The sequence below is a fragment of the Pseudomonas sp. MF6776 genome (genome assembly GCF_016613125.1).
Classification (GTDB): Bacteria; Pseudomonadota; Gammaproteobacteria; order Pseudomonadales; family Pseudomonadaceae; genus Aquipseudomonas; species Aquipseudomonas iridis.
The window spans coordinates 1-19934 of the sequence record NZ_JAENSQ010000010.1 but is presented as its reverse complement, the minus strand read 5'-3'; the positions used below and the strand labels follow the sequence as shown (position 1 = coordinate 19934).

The 19934-nt window shown below is 62.0% G+C and carries 10 protein-coding genes; 4 read left to right on the top strand and 6 right to left on the bottom strand.

The features are described from left to right. Position 1: 1 nt before the first annotated feature. The 5 genes from JJD74_RS13465 to JJD74_RS13445 form a co-directional block, all read right to left on the bottom strand. On the bottom strand, positions 2-7831 hold the full coding sequence (locus tag JJD74_RS13465) for a non-ribosomal peptide synthetase (RefSeq protein ID WP_200614590.1): 7830 nt from the start codon (positions 7829-7831) through the stop codon (positions 2-4). Then, complete coding sequence (locus JJD74_RS13460) at positions 7828-11229, bottom strand: non-ribosomal peptide synthetase (RefSeq protein WP_200614581.1); 3402 nt, start codon at positions 11227-11229, stop codon at positions 7828-7830. The genes JJD74_RS13465 and JJD74_RS13460 overlap by 4 nt, the downstream gene beginning before the upstream one ends. Positions 11230-11417: 188 nt before the next feature. Beyond that, entirely contained in the window at positions 11418-12401 is a 984-nt protein-coding gene (locus JJD74_RS13455) for a TauD/TfdA family dioxygenase (protein WP_200614578.1), read from the bottom strand. Positions 12402-12440: 39 nt separating this feature from the next. Continuing rightward, positions 12441-13181 carry a thioesterase II family protein gene (locus JJD74_RS13450; protein WP_042558558.1) on the bottom strand — a complete coding sequence of 247 codons (741 nt, stop codon included), beginning with the start codon at positions 13179-13181 and terminating at the stop codon, positions 12441-12443. Between the two features lie 71 nt (positions 13182-13252). Beyond that, positions 13253-14425: an MFS transporter gene (locus JJD74_RS13445; protein WP_200614567.1), complete on the bottom strand. Its 1173-nt coding sequence runs from the start codon at positions 14423-14425 to the stop codon at positions 13253-13255. A 242-nt stretch (positions 14426-14667) separates the two neighbouring features. Here JJD74_RS13445 and JJD74_RS13440 point away from each other — a divergent pair, with 242 nt between their 5' ends. The 3 genes from JJD74_RS13440 (at position 14668) to JJD74_RS13430 (ending at position 17930) form a co-directional block, all read left to right on the top strand. After that, positions 14668-15468 carry a glucose 1-dehydrogenase gene (locus tag JJD74_RS13440; RefSeq protein WP_042558556.1) on the top strand — a complete coding sequence of 267 codons (801 nt, stop codon included), beginning with the start codon at positions 14668-14670 and terminating at the stop codon, positions 15466-15468. Then, complete coding sequence (locus tag JJD74_RS13435; protein ID WP_200614565.1) at positions 15461-17287, top strand: glycoside hydrolase family 15 protein; 1827 nt, start codon at positions 15461-15463, stop codon at positions 17285-17287. The genes JJD74_RS13440 and JJD74_RS13435 overlap by 8 nt, the downstream gene beginning before the upstream one ends. 253 nt (positions 17288-17540) lie before the next feature. Next, complete coding sequence (locus JJD74_RS13430; protein ID WP_200614562.1) at positions 17541-17930, top strand: hypothetical protein; 390 nt, start codon at positions 17541-17543, stop codon at positions 17928-17930. A 39-nt stretch (positions 17931-17969) separates the two neighbouring features. On the opposite strand, the gene JJD74_RS13425 is transcribed toward JJD74_RS13430, so the two are convergent. Further along, a complete protein-coding gene (locus JJD74_RS13425; protein WP_200614560.1) occupies positions 17970-18965 on the bottom strand; it encodes a GlxA family transcriptional regulator in 996 nt (331 codons plus the stop codon). A gap of 89 nt (positions 18966-19054) precedes the next feature. Here JJD74_RS13425 and inhA point away from each other — a divergent pair, with 89 nt between their 5' ends. Further along, the gene (gene inhA / locus JJD74_RS13420) at positions 19055-19741 is read left to right on the top strand and encodes an isonitrile hydratase (protein WP_200614557.1); all 687 of its coding nucleotides are present in this window, start codon (positions 19055-19057) and stop codon (positions 19739-19741) included. The last annotated feature ends 193 nt before the right edge of the window (positions 19742-19934 follow it).

Sequence of the window (19934 nt, the reverse complement as noted above, 5' to 3'; positions counted from 1 at the left end):
CTCAAGAAATCAGTTTTTCCAGATCATCGAGGGATAGACGTTTGAGGGCCTCCAGGGATTTAGCCAATTCATCCTGAACGGGCGACATTTCGACGCGCAAGGCCTCGATCCGCGCGCAGAACGCCTTGAGGGTGTCGGTTTCGAACAGCTCTTTGAGCGGCACCTTGTCGCCCAGACGTTCCTTGATCCGGGTCACCACCAGCGTGGCCAGCAACGAGTGGCCGCCGAGCTGGAAGAAGTTGTCGGCCAGGCCCACCTGTTCGACCTCCAGCACCTCTTGCCAGACCGTCGCCACCTCCCACTGCAAATCGGTCTGCGGCGCCTGATAGTGCTGCTGTGTCGGGCTGTCGCCCAACGCCATCAAGGCCTTGCGATCCAGCTTGCCGTTCGGGGTCAGCGGGATGGCTTCGATCAGGTGCAAGTGTCCCGGCACCATGTACGCCGGCAAGCGACTGGCCAGCGCGTTGCGCAAGCGTTCCGTCAATGCGTGCTGATCCGTCACCGCCTGCGCCGCCACGACGTAGGCATGCAGGTGTTTGCCGGCGGCACCGTCCTGAGCGAGCACCACCGCTTCGCGGATTTCGTCCTGCTCCAACAGCCGCGCTTCGATTTCGCTGAGTTCGATACGGAAGCCGCGAATCTTCACCTGATGGTCGGCCCGGCCGATGTACTCGATGTTGTCATCACTGCCCTGGCGCACCAGGTCGCCGGTGCGGTAGAGCCGTTCGCCGTTGCTGGCGTACGGGTTCGGCACAAAACGTTCGGCGGTCAGTGCCGCGCGCATCAGATAACCACGGGTCACCCCGGCACCGCCCAGATACAGCTCGGCGGCCACGCCGTTCGGCAGCACCTGCAACTGGCTGTCGAGCAGATAAGCCACGGTGTTTTCCAGCGGCCGACCGATGTTGGCCTGCCCTTGCGCGGTACGCAGGGTGAAGGTCGAGTAAGTGGTGTCCTCTGACGGCCCGTAGAGGTCGTAGACCTGCTTGACCGATGTGCTTGCGTACAAACTGTCCACCAGATTTTGCTTGAGCGGTTCGCCAGCCAGATTGATCGTGGTGACCGAATCTGGAATCTGCCCGGCGCGTTGCAATGCGGCAATTGCCGAAGGCACTGTGTTGATCAACGTGACCTGCTCGCGGGCCGGCAAATCGGCCAGCGCCAGCGCGTTGTCCGCCAGCACCAGGCAACCACCGCAAGCGAGGGTGACGAAGATCTCCCAGACCGACAGGTCAAAGCAGATCGACGTCGAGGCCAGCACGCCGCGCAGCTGCTCCTCGCAATAGACCCCGGCCGACCACTGAATCAGAGCCGAGAGGTTGCCATGGGTGATGGCCACGCCTTTCGGTTTGCCGGTGGAACCGGAGGTGTAGATGACGTACGCCAGATTCTGCGCCGACACTTTCGCCAGCGGAGCCGTGGACGGGAATTCGCTCAGCTCGCCCTCTTCCACCAGCAGCACCTGTGCGCTCAGCGCTGCGGGCAACATCGCCTGCGCCGCCGGCTCGGTGAGCAGCACCGCGGCGCGGCTGTCATCGAGCATATGCAGCAAACGTTCCTGTGGATAATCCGGGTCTAGCGGCACATAAGCGCCGCCGGCCTTGAGAATTGCCAACAGGGCCACGAGCATGTCCGGTGTGCGTCGCATGCACACACCCACGCGCACCTCTGGCCCGACCCCCAGCGTTTGCAGCTTGTGCGCCAAACGATTGGCCCGGACATCGAGTCCTTGGTAATCGATCCGTTGCTCGGCGAACACAATGGCGTGCGCCTGCGGTTGCCGCTGCACTTGTGCGGCGATGTGTTGCAGCACGCTGCGTGAATCCAGCGCCTTGACATCGGCCCGCCCCCAATCGATCGCGTATTGACGCTCGGGCTCTGCGAGCAATTGCAGGGTTCCCAACGGTTGAGTGGCATCAGCCAGGAACTGCGCCAACAGACTCTCAAGCTGTGCACTCAATGCAACGACTGTCGTCGCCGCGAAACTGGCCTGATCGTAACTGACCCCCAGACTCAGCTCGCGACCGGTGACCGCTACCAGCGTCAACGGGTAGTTGGTCTGCTCCTGACGGCGAATCGCCGAGAACGTCAGGCCGGTGGCCGGACCTTGTTGCAGGGCTTCGGCCATCGGGTAGTTCTCGAACACCAGAATGCTGTCGAACAACGCCCCATTACCCGCTCCCGCCCAACGCTGGATATCGTAGAGCGGCGTGTGTTCGTGCTCGCGCAGCGCCAGATTGAGGCTCTGCACCTGTTGCAGCCACTGGCTGACAACGATGTCGGCGGACGGCGCTGCCACCACCGGCAAGGTATTGATGAACAGACCGATCTGCTGCTCGACGCCCGGCAAGTCGGTCGGACGCCCGGCCACGGTCGCGCCGAACGCGACGTTGTCCTGACCGGTATAGCGCTGCAACAGCACCAGCCACGCCGCTTGCACCAGAGTGTTGAGGGTGACTTTCTGCTCGCGGGCGAAACGGTTCAAATCAGCCGTCAGTTGCTCACTGAACACATGCTCGTGATCGGCGTAACCACTGGCACTGCGCTGCCCGCCAGACACGGCATTGGCCAGACGCGTCGGCTCTTCAAGGTCAGCCAGGGCCGCCGTCCAGAAATCGCGGCTGGCTTGCTGATCGCGCTGGCCGAGCCATTCAATGTAGTCGCGATAGCGTCCCTGCCCGACCGCCGGGGTCATGCCGGCATAACGCTGCAGCACTTCACCGAACAACTGCGAGGTACTCCAACCGTCCATGAGGATGTGGTGGCAGGTGTAGATCAAGTGATGCGTCGAGTCGTCCGTGCGCACCAGCGTCACCCGCAACAGCGGCGCGGCGGTCAGGTCGAAACCACTGGCCAGATCGTCGCTGGCCAGTTGATCCAGCGCCGTACCGAGGTCATCGCGACCACGCCAGTCCTGCAAGCGCCATGGCATCTGCGCACTCTGGCGAACCACTTGCACCGCAGCGGCGGCATCTTGCGGCCAGACGAAAGCCGTGCGCAGGATTTCGTGGGCGTCGACGGTTTGCTGCCAGGCCTGACGGAAACGCTCGGTGTCCAGATTCCGTACATCGACACGCAGTTGGTTGGTGTAGGCCGGGCTGTCCGGATCGTTGACGCTGTGGAACAGAATGCCCTGCTGCATCGGCGACAACGGGTAGAGGTCGACGATGTCGCGGGCCGGGATCGGCAGTGCCGACAGCTGTGCCTGGGTCAGGCTCGCCAGACTGAAGTCCGACGGTGTTACACCGGCCTCACCACTGTCGCAGCAATGCTCGATCAAACGCTCCAGCTCACGACGATAGGCCTCGGCCAGGGCTTCGATGGTTTCGGCACGGTACATGCCCGTACCGAAAGTCCAGGTCAGTTCCAGCTCACCGCCATAGACCTGACCGTCGATGCTCAGCCAGTTGCCCAGCGGCGCCGCGACGTCCTGATTGGCCCCGGTGCTTTCACCTGCCGGAATAAACAAGGCGCCTGCGTCGGCATTGAACGCGCCGTCGAACTGGCCCAGATAGTTGAACGTCACCCGTGGCTGAGCCAGCCCCTGCAACTCGGAGGATCGGGTCAAATAGCGCAGCACGCCGTAACCGATGCCTTTGCCCGGCACCGCACGCAATTGCTCCTTGATCGCGCAAAGAGATGCGCCCGGCTGCGCTTGGGGGGTCAGACATACCGGGAACAGGCTGCTGAACCAACCGACCGTGCGACTCAGATCGACTTCATCGAACAAGTCTTCGCGACCGTGCCCTTCAAGTTGCACCAATATCGAAGGCTGCTCACTCCAGTCGCACAACACCCGCGCCAGCGCGGTCAGCAGCAGGTCGTTGATTTGTGTGCGATAGGCAGCAGGGGCGACTTTGAGCAGCTTGTGAGTCAGCGCCTGGCTCAGGCGCGAACTGGCCCGGGCCGCTTGCCCACGGGTCTGACGCTCTTGCGGGAAATCCTGCGGCAGTTGCGCGTCACCCGCCTCCAGGGTTGTGCGCCAGTATTCGCTCTCAGCAACCAGCGCCTCGCACTGCGCATAACGCTGCAGGTGTTCAGCCCAGCTGTGCAGCGAAGTGCTTTTGCCCGGCAAGACCATCGCGGTACCGGTGGCGAGCGCGGTATAAGCGTGCTGCAGATCTTCCAGCAGAATGCGCCACGACACGCCATCCACCACAAGGTGATGGATGACCAGCAACAAACGTTGCTCGGCGTCCGGCAGGTTCACCAGCACGGCGCGCAGCAAACGCCCCTGTTGCAGATCCAGACTCCGCTGGGCCTCATCGGCAAGGGCCGGAAACGATGCCAGACTGTCCAGTTCGCGCACCCACAACAACTGCGGGTCACGCTGGGTCTGCGGCAGTACCTGCCACGTATCGCCCGACGCCTGGAAATTCAGCGCCAGCGCGTCATGCTGTTCAACCAGCGCCGTCAGCGCGGTGCGCAGGTGATTGGCGTTAAGAGTGGTAGTCGGCTGCAACATCACTGACTGGTTCCAGTGCTGACGCCGGGCAATCTCGGTCTCGAAGAACCGCGCCTGAATCGGCAGCAATGGCAGCGGCCCACGCGCCGGCTGCGCGCTGGCAACCGCTGGTTTGGCTTCGATCAGTTTTGCGACGGCGGCCAATTGGCCGACCGTCTGTTTTTCGAACAGTTGCTTGGGGCTCAACTTGATGCCTTGGCGCTTGGCCCGAGCAATGATTTGCAGACTGAGGATGGAATCACCGCCCAGTTCGAAAAAGTTATCGGTGCTGCCGACGCGCTCAAGCTTCAGCACATCAGCCCAGATCGCCGCCAGCTTCTCTTCGATCTCACCCACCGGCGCGACGAAATGCTGAGTGACCACCCCCGGCACCGGTAAGGCACGTTTGTCGAGTTTGCCGTTGGCCGTCAGCGGCAGTTGCTCCAGCAGGACGATCTGCGCCGGCACCATGTAATCGGGCAAACACGCTTGCAGTTGCTCGCGCAGCGTCTGCGCCTGCAATGTCAGACTCGCCGCCGGCACGCACCACGCCACCAGTTGCAGTCGCGCCGGATCGTCATCCAGTGGCAGCGCCAGCACCGCCGCCTCACTGACACCCTCGAGCCCGAGCAGCACCCGCGCGACCTCCGCCGGCTCCACGCGATAACCGCGCACCTTGACCTGATCGTCGGCGCGGCCGATGAATTCCATCGATTGCTGACGATTGCGACGTACGCGGTCACCGCTGCGGTAAACCCTTGCACCCGGCGCGCCGAACGGATCCGGGAGGAAACGCTCTGCGGTCAGCCCCGGCTGGTTCAGATAACCCAGCGCCACGCTGTCACCACCGATGTACAGCTCGCCGGCTACCTGATCGGCAACGTTGTTCAGTACGTCGTCGAGCACATAAACGTGAGCACCGGCCAATGCGCTACCGACCGGTACGCTGCGCGTCAGGGTCAGATCACCGACTTCATGGGCCAACACGCCCACCGTGGTTTCGCTCGGTCCATAGTGGTTGATGACGCGGCAGCCCGGTTTAAGCTGACGCACGCGCTCCACCAGTGCCGGCGCACACGCCTCACCGCCGACGATCAGCGCGTGTTCCGGCAGTACGTCGGCAGCCCGTGAGGCCTGCAACAAAGCGGTCAGATGGCCCGGAACGATTTTCAGCATGCCCACTTGATGCGCGGCCATGTACTCGGCAAAGCGATCCGGATCGAAGCCCAGTTCCTCCGGCAATACATGCAGCAGCCGCCCGGAGCACAGCGCCCCGAACAGCACGGTAAAACCGAGGTCCGCCGCGATGGTGGAGACGAGCGCCATGCTGGCGTCCGGTGCCGGCGCCAGACGCTCCAGCACACCGCGCACATAGCTGGCCAGCGCACCGTGGCTGACCAGTACACCTTTGGGTTGTCCGGTGGAACCGGAGGTGTGGATGACGTACGCCGGCGATTGAGCGCACAACGTCACGGCTGGACAGGTGCCCGCCGCCATTGACTGCCACTGCTGCGGTGTAAACGCGATGCCCTGACAGCCGTCAACCGCCAGCCCGCAAACACGTGCATCGCCTTCGGCGCATAACAGTACCCGCGCGTTGGCAGCGCCGAGCATCTGCTGCAAGCGTGCGTCCGGCGCCTTGACGTCCAGCGGCATGTACACCGCGCCAGCCTTGAAGATCGCCAGCACACAGGTCAGCCAATCCAGCGAACGCTCCATCAGCACTGCCACCGGTTGGCCGTCGCGCACGTCTTGGGCGCGTAAATGATGGGCCAGGCGATTGGCCGCCTGATCCAGCGTCCGATAACTCAAGACTTGATTCAAATCGCGGGCAGCCGCCGCTTCAGGCTGGCGGGCGACTTCACGATCCCAGTGCTGCAACACCGACAGTGCCGGCTCGGCAACTGCTGGCAGTGCCACAGGTGAGATCAGCGCGACGCTGTGCAGCGGCGCTTGCGGCGCTTTCAGCAATTCACTGAACAGACCGAGCAAGGCCGGCACGAAACCGGCAACAGTCTGCGCGCGATAGAGGTCGCTGGCATAAGTCATCTGACCGTGAATCAGCGTGCCGTCGTCGGTGATGTCCAGCGCTAGATCGAAGTGGGTGCCATCCTTGTCCAGCGGATATTCCGCCACGCTCAATCCGGGCAGGGCCATCGCACGTTGCTTCTGCATGCCGACGTTCTGGTTGAACTTGACCTGAAACAGCGGGTTATGGCCCAGGGTTCGCTCTGCGACCAACTCGTCCACCAGTTGCTCGAACGGCAGTTCCTGATGCGCCTGGGCGCCGAACGATGCTTCACGCACCCGCGCCAGTAGATCCGTGAAACTGCCGCGCTCATCCACCTCACAACGCAGCACCTGAGTGTTGACGAAGAAGCCGATCAGCCCTTCGACTTCGGCACGTCCACGGTTGGCATTCGGCACACCGACACGAATGTCGCGCTGCCCGGCGTGTCGCGACACAAACAGCGAAAAACCCGCCAGCACCAGCATGAACAGACTGATGCCCTGACTGCGGGCAAACGCGTTGAGTTGCCGCGACAGGTCCGCACCAAAGTCAAAGCTCAGAGTCTGGCCTTCGAAGCTCTGGGTCAGTGGCCGGGCGAAGTCCGGCGCCACTTCCAGTAGCGGATGCTCCTCGCCCAGCTGCTGGCGCCAGTAATCGAGTTGGCGCTCGCCCTCGCCGGCTTCCAGCCAGCGCCGCTGCCAGATCGCATAGTCGGCGTATTGCAACGCCAGTGCCGGCAATTGCGGCTCGCGCTCCAGGCTGAACGCCTGATAGCACTGCACGAACTCCTTGACCATCACGTCCATCGACCAACCGTCGGAGACGATGTGGTGCATGCTCACCACGAGCACGAACTCTTCGGCAGCCAAGGCAAACAGACTGGCTCGAAGCAACGGCCCGTGGCGCAAATCGAACGGCCGCGCCGTGACGGTTTGCACCTGTTGCGCCAAGGCCGGCTCGCGCTCAGAAGCAGGCAGCGCCGTGAGGTCGATGCGTTCCAGCGCAATCGGTTGTTGATCCAGAATTACCTGATGCGGTTGATCGCCGTCGGTCTGGAACACCGTGCGCAGCACTTCATGGCGCGCCACCAGAAAATCGAAGGAGCGTTGCAGCGCCGCTTCGTCCAGACGCCCGTTCAGACGCAGGCCGGCCGCCATGTTGTACGCGGCGCTTTGTGGTTCCAGCTGCCAGAGAAACAACAAGCGCTGCTGCGCGAACGACAACGGAATCGGCGTGACTTCGTGACGGCTGACTGGCAGTGGCAACAGGCTGAAATCCTTGCCGTCCTCACGCAGTTTGGCCAGAAACAGACGACGCTGCTCCAGCGGCAAGCCGACGAACCTTTTCGCGATGCGCTCCGCCATAGTGCCGCTCATACTTCTTCTCCTTCCAAAGCATTCATGAACTGATCCATGTCGGACCAGTCGTCGTCCGTTGCACTGTCAGCCAGGTGCGCCAGCACCGCCGCCAGATCAGCCAGCAACGGTTTTTCGAACAGGCTGCGTAGCGGCAACACCACGCCCGATTGACTTTTGATACGCGCAATCACTTGTGCGGCCAGCAGCGAGTGGCCGCCCAGCTCAAAGAAGTGATCATCCAGACCGACCCGCGACACTTGCAGGACCTCTGCCCAGATCTGCGCCAGTTGCTGTTCGGTGTCCGTTTGCGGTGCGCGATAGTCGCCTTGCAGTTGGCTCGGATCCGGTGCCGGCAACGCCTTGCGGTCGAGCTTGCCGCTTGGCGTCAGCGGCAGATTCGGCAACAACAGCAAGTGCCCCGGCACCATGTAGTCCGGCAGATGGGCTTGCAGCGCGGCGCGTATTTGCTGGCGGAACGCCGACTGAGTGGCGGCGCTTTCCAGCACGGCCTGATCGCAGACCACGTACGCCACCAGTTGCTGGCCACCGCTGAGCGGCACTGCCAGCACCACCGCTTCGCGAACCCCTGAGCACTGCTGCAGGCGCGATTCGATTTCGCCCAGTTCGATGCGGAAACCGCGAATCTTCACTTGATGATCGACCCGGCCGACGTACTCCAGCGCACCATCGGCACGCAGTCGCGCACGGTCACCGGTGCGATACAGGCGTTGGCCAGCGGCGAACGGGTCGGCGATAAAGCGCTCGGCACTGAGCATCGGCTGACGGTGATAACCACGGGCGAGGCCCGGGCCGCCGATGTACAACTCGCCCACCGCGCCTTGCGGCAGCAGGTTCAAATGATCATCGAGCACGTACAGGCGACGGTCATCCAGACCTTGGCCGATGGGAATGCCGCGCCACGACACAGCGTCCGCCGTCAGTGCCGTGCAGTCATGAATCGTCGAGACCACCGTGGCTTCGGTCGGGCCGTAGGTATTGAGCAAACGCACATGGCCCAAACCGGCCTGTTGCCACAGACGCAAACCGTCCACCGCCATGGCCTCGCCACCAACGTGAATCTGGCGCAACGCACCGAAATCGGCCGGTGGATTAGCGGCGTATTCCTGCACCAGCCAATACCAGTACGCGGCCGGCAAATCGGCCAAGGTGATGCCGTGGTCGACTATCACTCGATGCAACGTCGCGCTGTCCCACAGCTGTGCATCGCGTAGCACCACGCCAGCGCCATGGCACAGTGGTGGAAAAAACTGCTCGACGAAACCATCGAAACTGCTGGTGGCGAACTGCAGGACGCGGTCACCTTCGCGCAGGTCGCTGTAACTGATGGCGCGGGCGATGAACTCACTCAGCGCACCGTGGCTGACCGCGACACCTTTCGGCCGCCCGGTGGAACCGGAGGTGTAGATCACGTAGGCGAGGTTTTGCGCTTCGACCGTCACCGACAGATTGTCGACGTCGTCACTGTCGGCCAGTTGCTCTAGGCACAGGCAATCGACACCGTCGAGGGGCGGCAGGCTGGCGAGGCTGACGCTGTCGGTCAGCAGCAGTTTCAGGCCGCTGTCATCCAGCACATGGCGCAGGCGTTCGGCCGGGGTTTGCGGATCCAGCGGCACATAGGCGCCGCCGGACTTGAGCACCGCCAGCAAAGCCACCGCCAGTTCCAGCGAGCGCCCTAACGCGACGCCGACCAGCACGTCAGGGCCGACACCCCGCGCACGCAACTGATGCGCCAGACGGTTGCTGCGGGTGTTCAACTCGGCATAGGTGAGTGACGGCAACGGTCCGGTCGCCAGAATCACCGCCGCTGCCTGCGGCGTGCGCACCACTTGCGCGTCGAACAGGGTTTGCACGCTGGCGAAATCAGGTTCCGACGCAGTGGCCTGAATCAGCTGTTTGCGCTCGGTATCTGCCAGCAGCGCGACGTCGCCGACGAATTGCTGCGGGTCGTGGCAGACGGACACAAGAATGTTGCGCCAATGCCCGGCCATTGCGGCGATGGTCGCGGCATCGAAGATATCGGTGGCGTAGGTGAAGGCGGCGAACAGTTGCTCGCCCTCCTCGCGGGTGTCGAGCATCAGGTCGCTGGTGGCCGCGTGTTGCCGACCGCTGCCGGCCAATTGCGCTTCGCTCAGATAGTCCACCTGCAAACCGGACTCAAGCTGCACGTGCTGCAAGTCAGTCACCAGCGGCTGGTGGTTGAACATCACCTGGAACAGCGGATTATGGCTCTGACTGCGCGCCGGTTGCAGGGCTTCGATCAGGGCGTCGAACGGTAGCTCCTGATGGACCTGGGCGCCGAGCGCAGCCTCGCGCAGGCGCTGCAACAGCTCGGCGAAGCGGGTTTGCGGGGTGACTTCGCTGCGCAGAATCTGCGTGTTGACGAAGAAGCCGATCAGGCCTTCGGTCTCGCTGCGGGTGCGGTTGGCAATCAGACCGCCGACGCGAATATCGGTCTGGCCACTGTAGCGATGCAGCAAGGTCTTGAACGCGGCCAGCAGTACCACGAACAGGGTCACGCCCTGACGCTGGGCAAGGCTTTTCAGTTCTTGGCGCAGCGCGGCATCAATCACCGTTTCCAGACGCGCGCCCTGATGACTCGATTGTGCCGGATAGGCGCGGTCGGTCGGCAATTCCAATACGGGATGCTCGTCGCCCAGCTGTGTGCGCCAGTAATCCAGTTGCCGCTCGCGCTCACCCGCCTCTAGCCAGCTGCGCTGCCACAGCGCGTAATCGCGGTAATGCACAATCAGCGCCGGCAACGACGGCTCACGCCCCGCAACGAGGGCGTCGTAGGTGCGCATGAACTCATCGATGAGAATGTTCATCGACCAGCCGTCGGCAATGATGTGGTGCAAGGTCAGCAGCAGCACGTGTTCCTGCTCGGCCAGACGCAACAGCCGCAGGCTCAACAGCGGGCCGTGTTCCAGGTCGAACGCTTGCGTGGCCTCGGCCATCATGTGCTGTTGCACCAGCGGCCAGCGCTGCGCCTCGGGCACGCGGCTCAAATCAGTGAGCGGTAGTTGCAATGCCTGCGGCTCGGCCACACGCTGGAAGGCACGTTCGCCGGCCTGACCGAAGGTGGTGCGCAGGCATTCGTGCCGCGCCACCAGCAGGCTGAACGCCTGCTCCAGGGCCTGCACCTGCAACGCGCCGTTCAGGCGTACCGCCATCGGCAGGTTATAGGCGGCACTTTGCGGGTCCAGCTGCCAGAGAAACCACATCCGCTGCTGCGCGTAAGACAGCCCATCGCGCTCGGCGACTCCCTCACAGGCCGTCATGGGCAGCTGCGCAAAATCAATGCCTTCGCGAGCCATACCGGCGAGAAACAAACGTCGTTTGTCCTGCGGCAATTCGATAAAACGGCGGGCTAGTTTCTGTGCGTCTGCGGCATTCATGCATGGGGTCCTTGCTGATCGGCGGCGTGACCAGGAGGCCCGGTCGTATCAACAAGAACGAATGACAAACGCAATGATTTAGCAACCCGGCGCAATACCGGCCCAGCGGCAACCTGCGCCAGACGCACGAATGCCGAAGTCGCTACAGGAACGGCTTCGGCATTTATTCAAGCAAACCACCGGATCGTTCAGCGCACGTCCATCGTATGCCCCTCGGCCATGGCGACAATAACTTTGCGCGGGCCTTCGAACGGGGAACGGGCGTGAGCCGACAACATGTTATCGAGCATCAGCACAGCGCCTTCCTGCCAGGCAAAGCTGATCGCGCACTCGTCGAGTACCGCGCGAATCTGAGCCAGGACTTCATCTTCGATAGGAGAGCCATCGCCGTAATAAACGTTACGCGGCAAGTCTTCTTCGTCGACGATGTCCAACAGGCTTTCACGCACCTCCGCTTGCAGGTTGGAAATGTGGAACAGATGCGCCTGATTGAACCAGACCATGTCCCCCGTCACCGGGTGGCTGGCCACTGCCTGGCAGGTTTGCCGGGTGCGCAACTCACCGTCGTCTTTCCATTCGCAGAGGATGCCGTGAGCTTTGCAGTAAGTTTCGACGATATCGCGGTCGTCGGTGTTGAACACATCTTCCCAGGCCACATCCAGCCCGTTGCCGAAGTTGCGCACATACATCAGGCCTTTGCTGACGAAGCGTTCACGAATGGCCACCGGAATACGCCGATAGACTTCGCGACTGTCGGCAATCGGTGTTTCGCCACCGGACTTCGCCGCGATCATGCTGTAGAACCAGATCTTCATCGGCCAGTCGCGGGAGTAGGCCTGCTCGTTGTGCAGCGGAATACTCTGGTGCGCCGGGTATTCGGTAGAGGTGTAAACCCCATGCGTCACGTTGGTGCGCGGCGTGGAACCGAACTCGTAATTCAACAGCGGATGACCGAAGCTGGCCGCGAACTGACGAAACGGCTCGGCCCCGTCCAGGCGAAATCCGCGGAACAGCAACCCACCGTCGCGCAACAAATGTTCGTCGACCAACACTTTCAATTCGTCGAACACCGCCAACAGGTCGGTGTCCGGATCGGTCGCTTCCACCAATAGCGGCAAGCGCCCCCGATGCGGCAACAGCGGCCGAACGGAAAATCCCACAGCAACAGCCATGACTGGCCTCCAGTAATCATTTGATAGGAGAGCCGCGCGTTAATACGCGGGCGCCACCGATTGCGCATGGCGCCGGTGATGGACTTCCAGATGGGTCTTGATCGTGCGGATGACCCGGGCCTCGTGTTCATGAATAAAGAAGTGCCCTCCGGTCATCATGTCCACCGAGAAACTGCCCTGGGTCTCTTTGCTCCAGCCAATCAATTGTTCGGTGGTCGCCCGGTCTTCCTTGCCACCCAATACGTGCACGGGGCAATTGAGCAGCGGTCGGTCGATCGGAGTGAAACGCCCGCACATCATGAAGTCGGCACGCAGTACCGGCAGCGTCAGGCTCATGAGTTCCTGATTGGCGAGCACTTCTTCGCTGGTGCCTTGAAAGGCGCGCAACTGCTCGATCAGTTCTTCGTCACTGCGCGGCTCGGCGAAACCTCGGTCGTAATCGCTGCGCATGCTTGGCGCCGCGGTTCCGGAAGCAAACAGCGCCACCGGCTCAGCAACGCCAAGTTCGCGAAAGGCGTGAGCCATTTCACAAGCCAGCAGTGCGCCGAGGCTATGCCCGAACAGCGCATAGGGGGCCTGCAAACCGGGTTTGTGCTCACGGGCCAGTTGCCGGGCAAGCTCACGCATATCGATTTGCAGGGGTTCGTCGTAACGGGCGCCGCGCCCGGGCAATTCCACCGGCTGCAGTTGCATCCACGACGGCAATTGGCGCCGCCAGCGGCTGTAAACCATAGCGCTGGCGCCCGAATAGGGCAGGCACAGCAGTGTCAGCTTTGTCACCGCGTTTACCTCAATGGGTTATCTGTAAAAGAGAACGTATGAGGCCTGACCGGAATTAGTCCGCGGATCGATCACTTCAAATGCCGGAAACTCTGCACCGCAGACACCAACACCACTGCCCCCGCCGCAATCGCCAGCCAGAATCCACTGCGAGCGCCGTAGGCATCCACTAGCCAACCCGACCCGGCGGCGCCCACCGCCACGCCAATACTCAAGCCGGTCACCAGCCAGGTCAGCCCTTCGGTGAGTTTGGCCGGTGGCACGATGCGCTCGATCAACGCCATCGCCACAATCAGCGTCGGCGAGAAGAACAGTCCGGCGACGAACACGGCCACCGACAAGCCAAAAATGTTGCTCGCCAACAACAGCGGCAAGGTCGTCACCGCCGTCGCCACGCCGCCGTATAAAAACAACCGAGGCAATGGCAGTTTCGAGCGCATGGCGCCAAAGGCGATACCGGCCAGGCACGAGCCGATGGCATACACCGACAGCACAATGCTCGCCGCCGCCGGTTGTCCCTGATGCTGAGCAAACGCGACGCTCACCACATCAATCACGCCGACGATGATGCCCATGGCGATCATCAATGCCAGCAGCCATTGAATGTCGGTCGAGCGAATGATCGAGGCATGATCCCCGGACGCATGCGGGTGCACGGGTGGCTCGGTGCTGCGCTGCGCTACAAATGCAGTCACGCCAATCGTCAGCGCCAGCAGCGCCGCCAACGGTCCGGCCTCGGGAAACACTGCAACGCACAACCCCACTGACAGCGGCGGGCCGACGATAAAACAGACCTCATCAAGCACCGACTCCAACGCATACGCCGTCTGCAATTGTGGCTGGCCACGATAGATTTCAGTCCAGCGCGCCCGCACCATCGCCGACATGCTCGGCATGCAACCGGCCAGCGCGGCGAAAATGAACAGCGTCCAGGTTGGTGCCTGCAGCCGTGTGCACAGCAGCAACATCAGCAGCGCCCCGCCGCCGATCAATGCCGAAATCGGCAGGACTTTGCCCTGGCCAAACCGATCGACCAGCCGTGAAACCTGCGGCGCGCAGAACGCCGTGGCCAGGGCAAACGTCGCCGCCACCGCACCGGCCAACGCGTACCCGCCGTACAACTGCGAAAGCATGGTGATCACGCCGATACCGGTCATGGAGATCGGCATGCGCGCGATCATCCCGGCGAGGACAAAATTCCGGGCGCCGGGGGCGGTGAACAATTCGCGGTAGGGGTTTGCCATCGGTCACAACCTCGTCAGGGGCGGCCAAGTTGCCATATGGATGAGGGGTGTGGAAGCGGGGAATTGTTGGTGGAATGTGAAGGGCCTAAAGATCAAAAGATCGCAGCGTGCCGCAGCTCCTACAGGTGAATGTGGTCATCTGTAGGAGCTGCGGCACGCTGCGATCTTTTGATCTTCTGGCTGAACTCTCAAGGCTGGCCGTCGGTCAGCTAAATAGGTCCTCACTCAAGGCGAAAATTCGCATGCAGATTTCCCTCGCCCGCCAGGTCGCACTCATTACCGGCGCCAGCTCCGGCATCGGCCACGCTGCCGCCAAAGCACTGGCCGCTGCGGGTGCAGCGGTGGTCATCAATTACAACCGTCAGGCCGAACCCGCCGAAGCCCTCGCCCGGCAAATCATCGCCGACGGTGGCCAGGCCATCGCGATTGGCGCGGACGTGTCGAAGGAAGATGAGGTCGAACGGCTATTCGCCCAGACCCTCGAAGCCTTTGGCTCGCTGGACATTCTGGTGGCCAATTCCGGACTGCAAAAAGACGCCGCAGCGGTGGACATGACGCTGGATGACTGGAACGCAGTGATCGGCGTCAACCTCACCGGCCAGTTCCTCTGCGCCCGCGCTGCACTGCGGATTTTCAATCGCCAGGGCGTTCGCGAAGGCGTGTCACGGGCTGCCGGCAAGATCATTCACATGAGCTCTGTACACCAACGCATTCCGTGGGCCGGGCATGTCAATTACGCCGCGTCCAAGGGCGGTGTTGATCAGTTGATGCAGACTCTGGCTCAGGAAGTCAGCCATCAGCGCATTCGCATCAACGGCATCGCGCCGGGGGCGATTCGTACGGCTATTAATGAAGAAGCCACCGAAGGTGCAGCGGGTGAAAAGCTGCTTGAGCTGATTCCCTATGGGCGTATCGGCGACGTCGATGACGTCGCCAACGCCGTGGTTTTCCTTGCCTCCGACGCCGCTGATTACATCGTCGGCACCACCCTGTTCATCGACGGCGGCATGAGCCTCTATCCGGAGTTTCGCGGCAATGGCTGAGCATCATCAAGAACAACAAAGCCCGATCGACGCGCACGGCATCATCGGCGACATGCGCAGTGCAGCGCTGGTCAACGACAAGGGCAGCGTGGATTTTTTCTGCTGGCCGGAATTCGACAGTCCGTCGATTTTCTGTTCGTTGCTGGACACACCCGACGCGGGGATTTTCCAGCTTGCGCCGGACTTGCCCGATGCGCGACGTGAGCAGATTTACCTGCCGGACACCAACGTTCTGCAAACCCGCTGGCTCAGCGAATTTGCCGTGGTGGAAATCACCGACATGCTGCCAGTGGGCGATAGCGAAGATGACCTGCCACTGCTGATGCGCCGCGTGCGCGTGGTCAGCGGCGAAGCGACGTTCCATATGCGCTGCGCCGTGCGCCACGACTACGCCCGCGCCGACACCCGCGGGCAGGCCGATCAGAAGGACGTGCTGTTCAGCGCAACCGGCCAACCGACACTGCGTCTGGCGTCGGATCAGCCGATGCAGGTTGACGCAAATGCAGCCGTCGCCCACTTCACGCTGACACAGAACCAGACCGCCGCTTTCATGCTCGGCGCGACCGATGACCCGCGTTTCGTCGAGGGCGCCGGCGATTTCTGCATGGAGCGCACGCTGAAGTTCTGGCGTGACTGGATCGGCCAGTCGACTTACCGCGGACGCTGGCGCGAAATGGTCAACCGCTCGGCGCTCGCGCTCAAGCTGCTGACCTCACGCAAACACGGCGCGATCCTCGCGGCCGCCACTTTCGGCCTGCCGGAAACCCCGGGCGGTGAACGCAACTGGGATTACCGCTACACCTGGATCCGCGACGCCTCGTTTACCGTTTACGCATTCATGCGCCTGGGGTTCGTCAGCGAAGCCAATGCCTACATGCGCTGGCTACGCGGACGGGTCAGCGATTGCAACTGCCAGCCGATGAAACTGAACATTCTGTATGCCATCGACGGCCGCCAGGAACTGCCGGAAACCGAGCTTGCGCATCTGTCGGGGCACGGCGGCGCGAAACCGGTGCGCATCGGCAACGGTGCGTATGACCAGATTCAGCTGGATATCTTCGGCGAATTGATGGACGCGGTGTATCTGGTCAACAAGTACGGCGACGCCATTTCCCACGAAGGCTGGAAACATGTGCGCGAAGTTGTCGATCAGGTGTGTGAGACATGGCAGACCAAGGATGTAGGCATTTGGGAAATGCGCGGTGAGCAGCATCACTTTTTGCACTCACGGCTGATGTGCTGGGTGGCGCTGGACCGAGCGATTCGCCTCGCCTCGAAACGTTCATTGCCAGCGCCGTTTGCCCAATGGGACCAGACCCGTCAGGCGATCTACGCCGACATCTGGGACAACTTCTGGGATGAAGAACGCGGGCATTTCGTCCAGTACAAGGGCGGCACCGCACTCGACGGTTCCATGCTGTTGATGCCGCTGGTGCGTTTCGTCAGCGCCAAGGATCCACGCTGGTTATCGACCCTTGAGGCCATCGAAAAGAGTTTGGTGCGCGATGGCATGGTTTATCGCTATCGCAACGAAGAGGCGGGCATTGATGGCCTGGCCGGCACCGAAGGCGCATTCGCCGCGTGTTCGTTCTGGTACGTCGAATGCCTGGCCCGCGCCGGCCAGGTGGAAAAGGCCCATCTGGAATTCGAACAGTTGCTGCGATACGCCAATCCGCTGGGGCTGTACGCCGAAGAATTCGACAGCCATGGACGGCATCTGGGCAATACACCGCAAGCGCTGACACATCTGGCATTGATCAGTGCGGCGAGTTTTCTCGATCGACGTTTGAGTGGGGAAAAGAGTGAATGGCAACCGTAAAAGTCGCCGGAGTCTGTCGGAAACTTCCCTGAAAAAACCTTCTCTGTAGGACGCAAGCCTGCGCCTGAAGCAGCAAACCCCAGTCCCTCCAGCGAGGGACTACAAACTCGTAACAATTGTTGACCCTTCCCTCCCCTGCCACTCGCACTTACACCCCGAAATACCTTGTTGCCAGCTGTTACATCCGCCCCTACCATCCACCGCAACGGGCACAGCGGAGCTGTCCAACAAAACCCGAATTCAAGGAAGCAGAATGTCCCAGCACGTCCAGCGCAACATCGACAGCGCCCTGCGCACCGGCCTGAGCCGCACCCAGCTCTGGGAAGCCGCCGATAAAGGCCTGATCAAATGCTGGGAAATCGGCCGCCAGCGCGCCGCCCGTTTCCCCGACCTCGCCCAACGCTGCCTCGCCAACGAACTGCCCGTCCTCGGCTGGAAAGGTGGCGTTAGCCGCAGCCTGAAGAAGAATGAAAAATACGGCTCACTGAAATACCTCGCGCAGTGGCAAGGGTTGCGTGGAGAAGATCTGGATATCGATTTGGCTGAGGAGCGTTCGCTGACGTGTTCGCGGACGAAAATGGTGGTGACGTTCACGCCGGATCGGACGAAGTATTTTAATCAGGTGGCGGAAGTTGAGGCCTGAATGATTTGCGGCGAGGAAGCTCGCTCCCTCGGCGCAGGTTCAGCTTCGCGCGACAACTTCAGTGCTGATTGTTGCAGCGTTAACCGAAAACCGCTCCCGATACGCCTGCGGCGTCACCCCAATCGCCCGCAGAAAACTACGACGCAATGTCTCCTCACTGCCAAACCCGCAATTTGCCGCGATGCGTTTTACAGGGAGCCCGGTATCGCTGAGCAAACGCCGAGCCGTTTCGACGCGGATCAGTTCGATCGCACGCGCCGGGGTCTGGCCGGTGTCGGCGCGGTAGTGGCGGACGAAGCTGCGTTCGCTCATGCCGGCCTGTTCGGCGAGGGTCGGCACACCGAGGTCGCAGGTCAGGTTTTCGGCAATCCATGCGTGCAGGTCATCAAAACGATTGCCCTGGTTTTGCAGCGACAAGGTCACGCTGAACTGTGACTGCCCGCCCGGGCGCTTGAGGAACACCACCAGATGTCGGGCGACGTCCAGCGCAATATCGCTGCCAAGGTCTTCCTCGACCATCGCCAGAGCCAGATCGATGCCGGCGGTGACGCCCGCCGAGGTCCAGACCGGGCCGTCGTTGATGAAGATCGGATTGGCCTCGACCTGCAACTTCGGATGCTGCTGCGCCAGTTGCTCGCAACGCGTCCAGTGAGTGACGACGCGCCGACCATCGAGCCAGCCGCTGGCCGCCAACAGAAACGCGCCGGTACACACCGAAGCCACGCGCCGGCATTTCGCCGCGTGTTTGCGCACCCAATCCACCAGCGGCCTATCCTCCGCCGCCGGATAAATGCCCCAGCCACCTGCGATGATCAGCGTGTCGCTGGCCTCCAACGGCAGCGGTTCGGCGAGCACCGCCAGCCCCGCCGACGACATCACCGCCCCGCCCTCGCTGGCAATGACCGTCGGCGCATATGGAACAGGCAGGCCGCGTTGACGGCAAAGGTCATTGGCTGAGGCAAACACTTGCAACGGGCCGGTGACGTCGAGGATCTGCATGTTGGCAAACGCGAGTACGTGGATGGCTTTGGGCATTTGGCGTAATTCGTGGGGTGATTGGCGTATGCGCCAGAACGTACGCGCCTACAGTGAAGCCGTCCACCCCCCTAATGGAGAAAAACACCATGACGTTGCAGATCGGCTTTCTGTTGTTTCCGCAGGTACAGCAACTCGACCTGACCGGCCCATATGACGTGCTCGCCTCGCTGCCGGGCGTGAAGGTGCACCTGATCTGGAAAGACCTGATGCCGATCACCGCCAGCACCGGGCTGCTGCTGAAACCGACCACCACATTCGAGGACTGTCCGGATCTGGATGTGATCTGTGTGCCCGGTGGCGCTGGCGTCGGGCCGTTGATGGAGGATGAGCAGACGCTGTCCTTCATCAAACGCCAGGCCGCGCAAGCGCGTTACGTGACCTCGGTGTGCACCGGCTCGCTGGTGCTCGGCGCGGCGGGTCTGCTGCAAGGCAAACGCGCGACGACACACTGGGCTTATCACGATTTGCTGCCGACGCTGGGGGCGATTGCAGTGAAGGATCGAGTAGTGCGTGACGGCAATCTGTTCACCGGCGGCGGGATTACGGCCGGGATTGATTTTGCCTTGGTGCTGGCGGCTGAACTGGTTGATGCCGACACGGCGCAGTTGGTGCAACTGCAGCTTGAGTATGCTCCGGCGCCGCCATTTAACTCGGGTTCGCCGGATTCAGCGCCGAGTGTAATCGTCGACGAGGCCCGGTTGCGTGCGGCGCCATCGTTGAAACTGCGCACGGAAATTACCGCGCGTGCTGCGGCGAAACTCAACCTGCGCTGAACCTTCAGCCAAGTCCTGATGGAATAAAAATCCCCTGTGGGAGCGAGCCTGCTCGCGAATGCGGTGTATCAGTCGATACATCTATTGCCTGTCACACCGCATTCGCGAGCAGGCTCGCTCCCACATTGGGATTTGTGTTTGGCCACCGATATTGGTGTTGTACCGACTTCCCGCCTCACCTTTACTTGTCCCC

Bases quoted from the DNA above. Each gene is read 5' to 3' on its own strand.
- JJD74_RS13460 (WP_200614581.1), bottom strand. From the start codon at position 11,229: ATGAATGCCGCAGACGCACAGAAACTAGCCCGCCGTTTTATCGAATTG.
- inhA (WP_200614557.1), top strand. From the start codon at position 19,055: ATGACGTTGCAGATCGGCTTTCTGTTGTTTCCGCAGGTACAGCAACTC.
- JJD74_RS13440 (WP_042558556.1), top strand. From the start codon at position 14,668: ATGCAGATTTCCCTCGCCCGCCAGGTCGCACTCATTACCGGCGCCAGC.
- JJD74_RS13455 (WP_200614578.1), bottom strand. From the start codon at position 12,401: ATGGCTGTTGCTGTGGGATTTTCCGTTCGGCCGCTGTTGCCGCATCGG.
- JJD74_RS13465 (WP_200614590.1), bottom strand. From the start codon at position 7,831: ATGAGCGGCACTATGGCGGAGCGCATCGCGAAAAGGTTCGTCGGCTTG.
- JJD74_RS13435 (WP_200614565.1), top strand. From the start codon at position 15,461: ATGGCTGAGCATCATCAAGAACAACAAAGCCCGATCGACGCGCACGGC.
- JJD74_RS13445 (WP_200614567.1), bottom strand. From the start codon at position 14,425: ATGGCAAACCCCTACCGCGAATTGTTCACCGCCCCCGGCGCCCGGAAT.
- JJD74_RS13425 (WP_200614560.1), bottom strand. From the start codon at position 18,965: ATGCCCAAAGCCATCCACGTACTCGCGTTTGCCAACATGCAGATCCTC.
- JJD74_RS13430 (WP_200614562.1), top strand. From the start codon at position 17,541: ATGTCCCAGCACGTCCAGCGCAACATCGACAGCGCCCTGCGCACCGGC.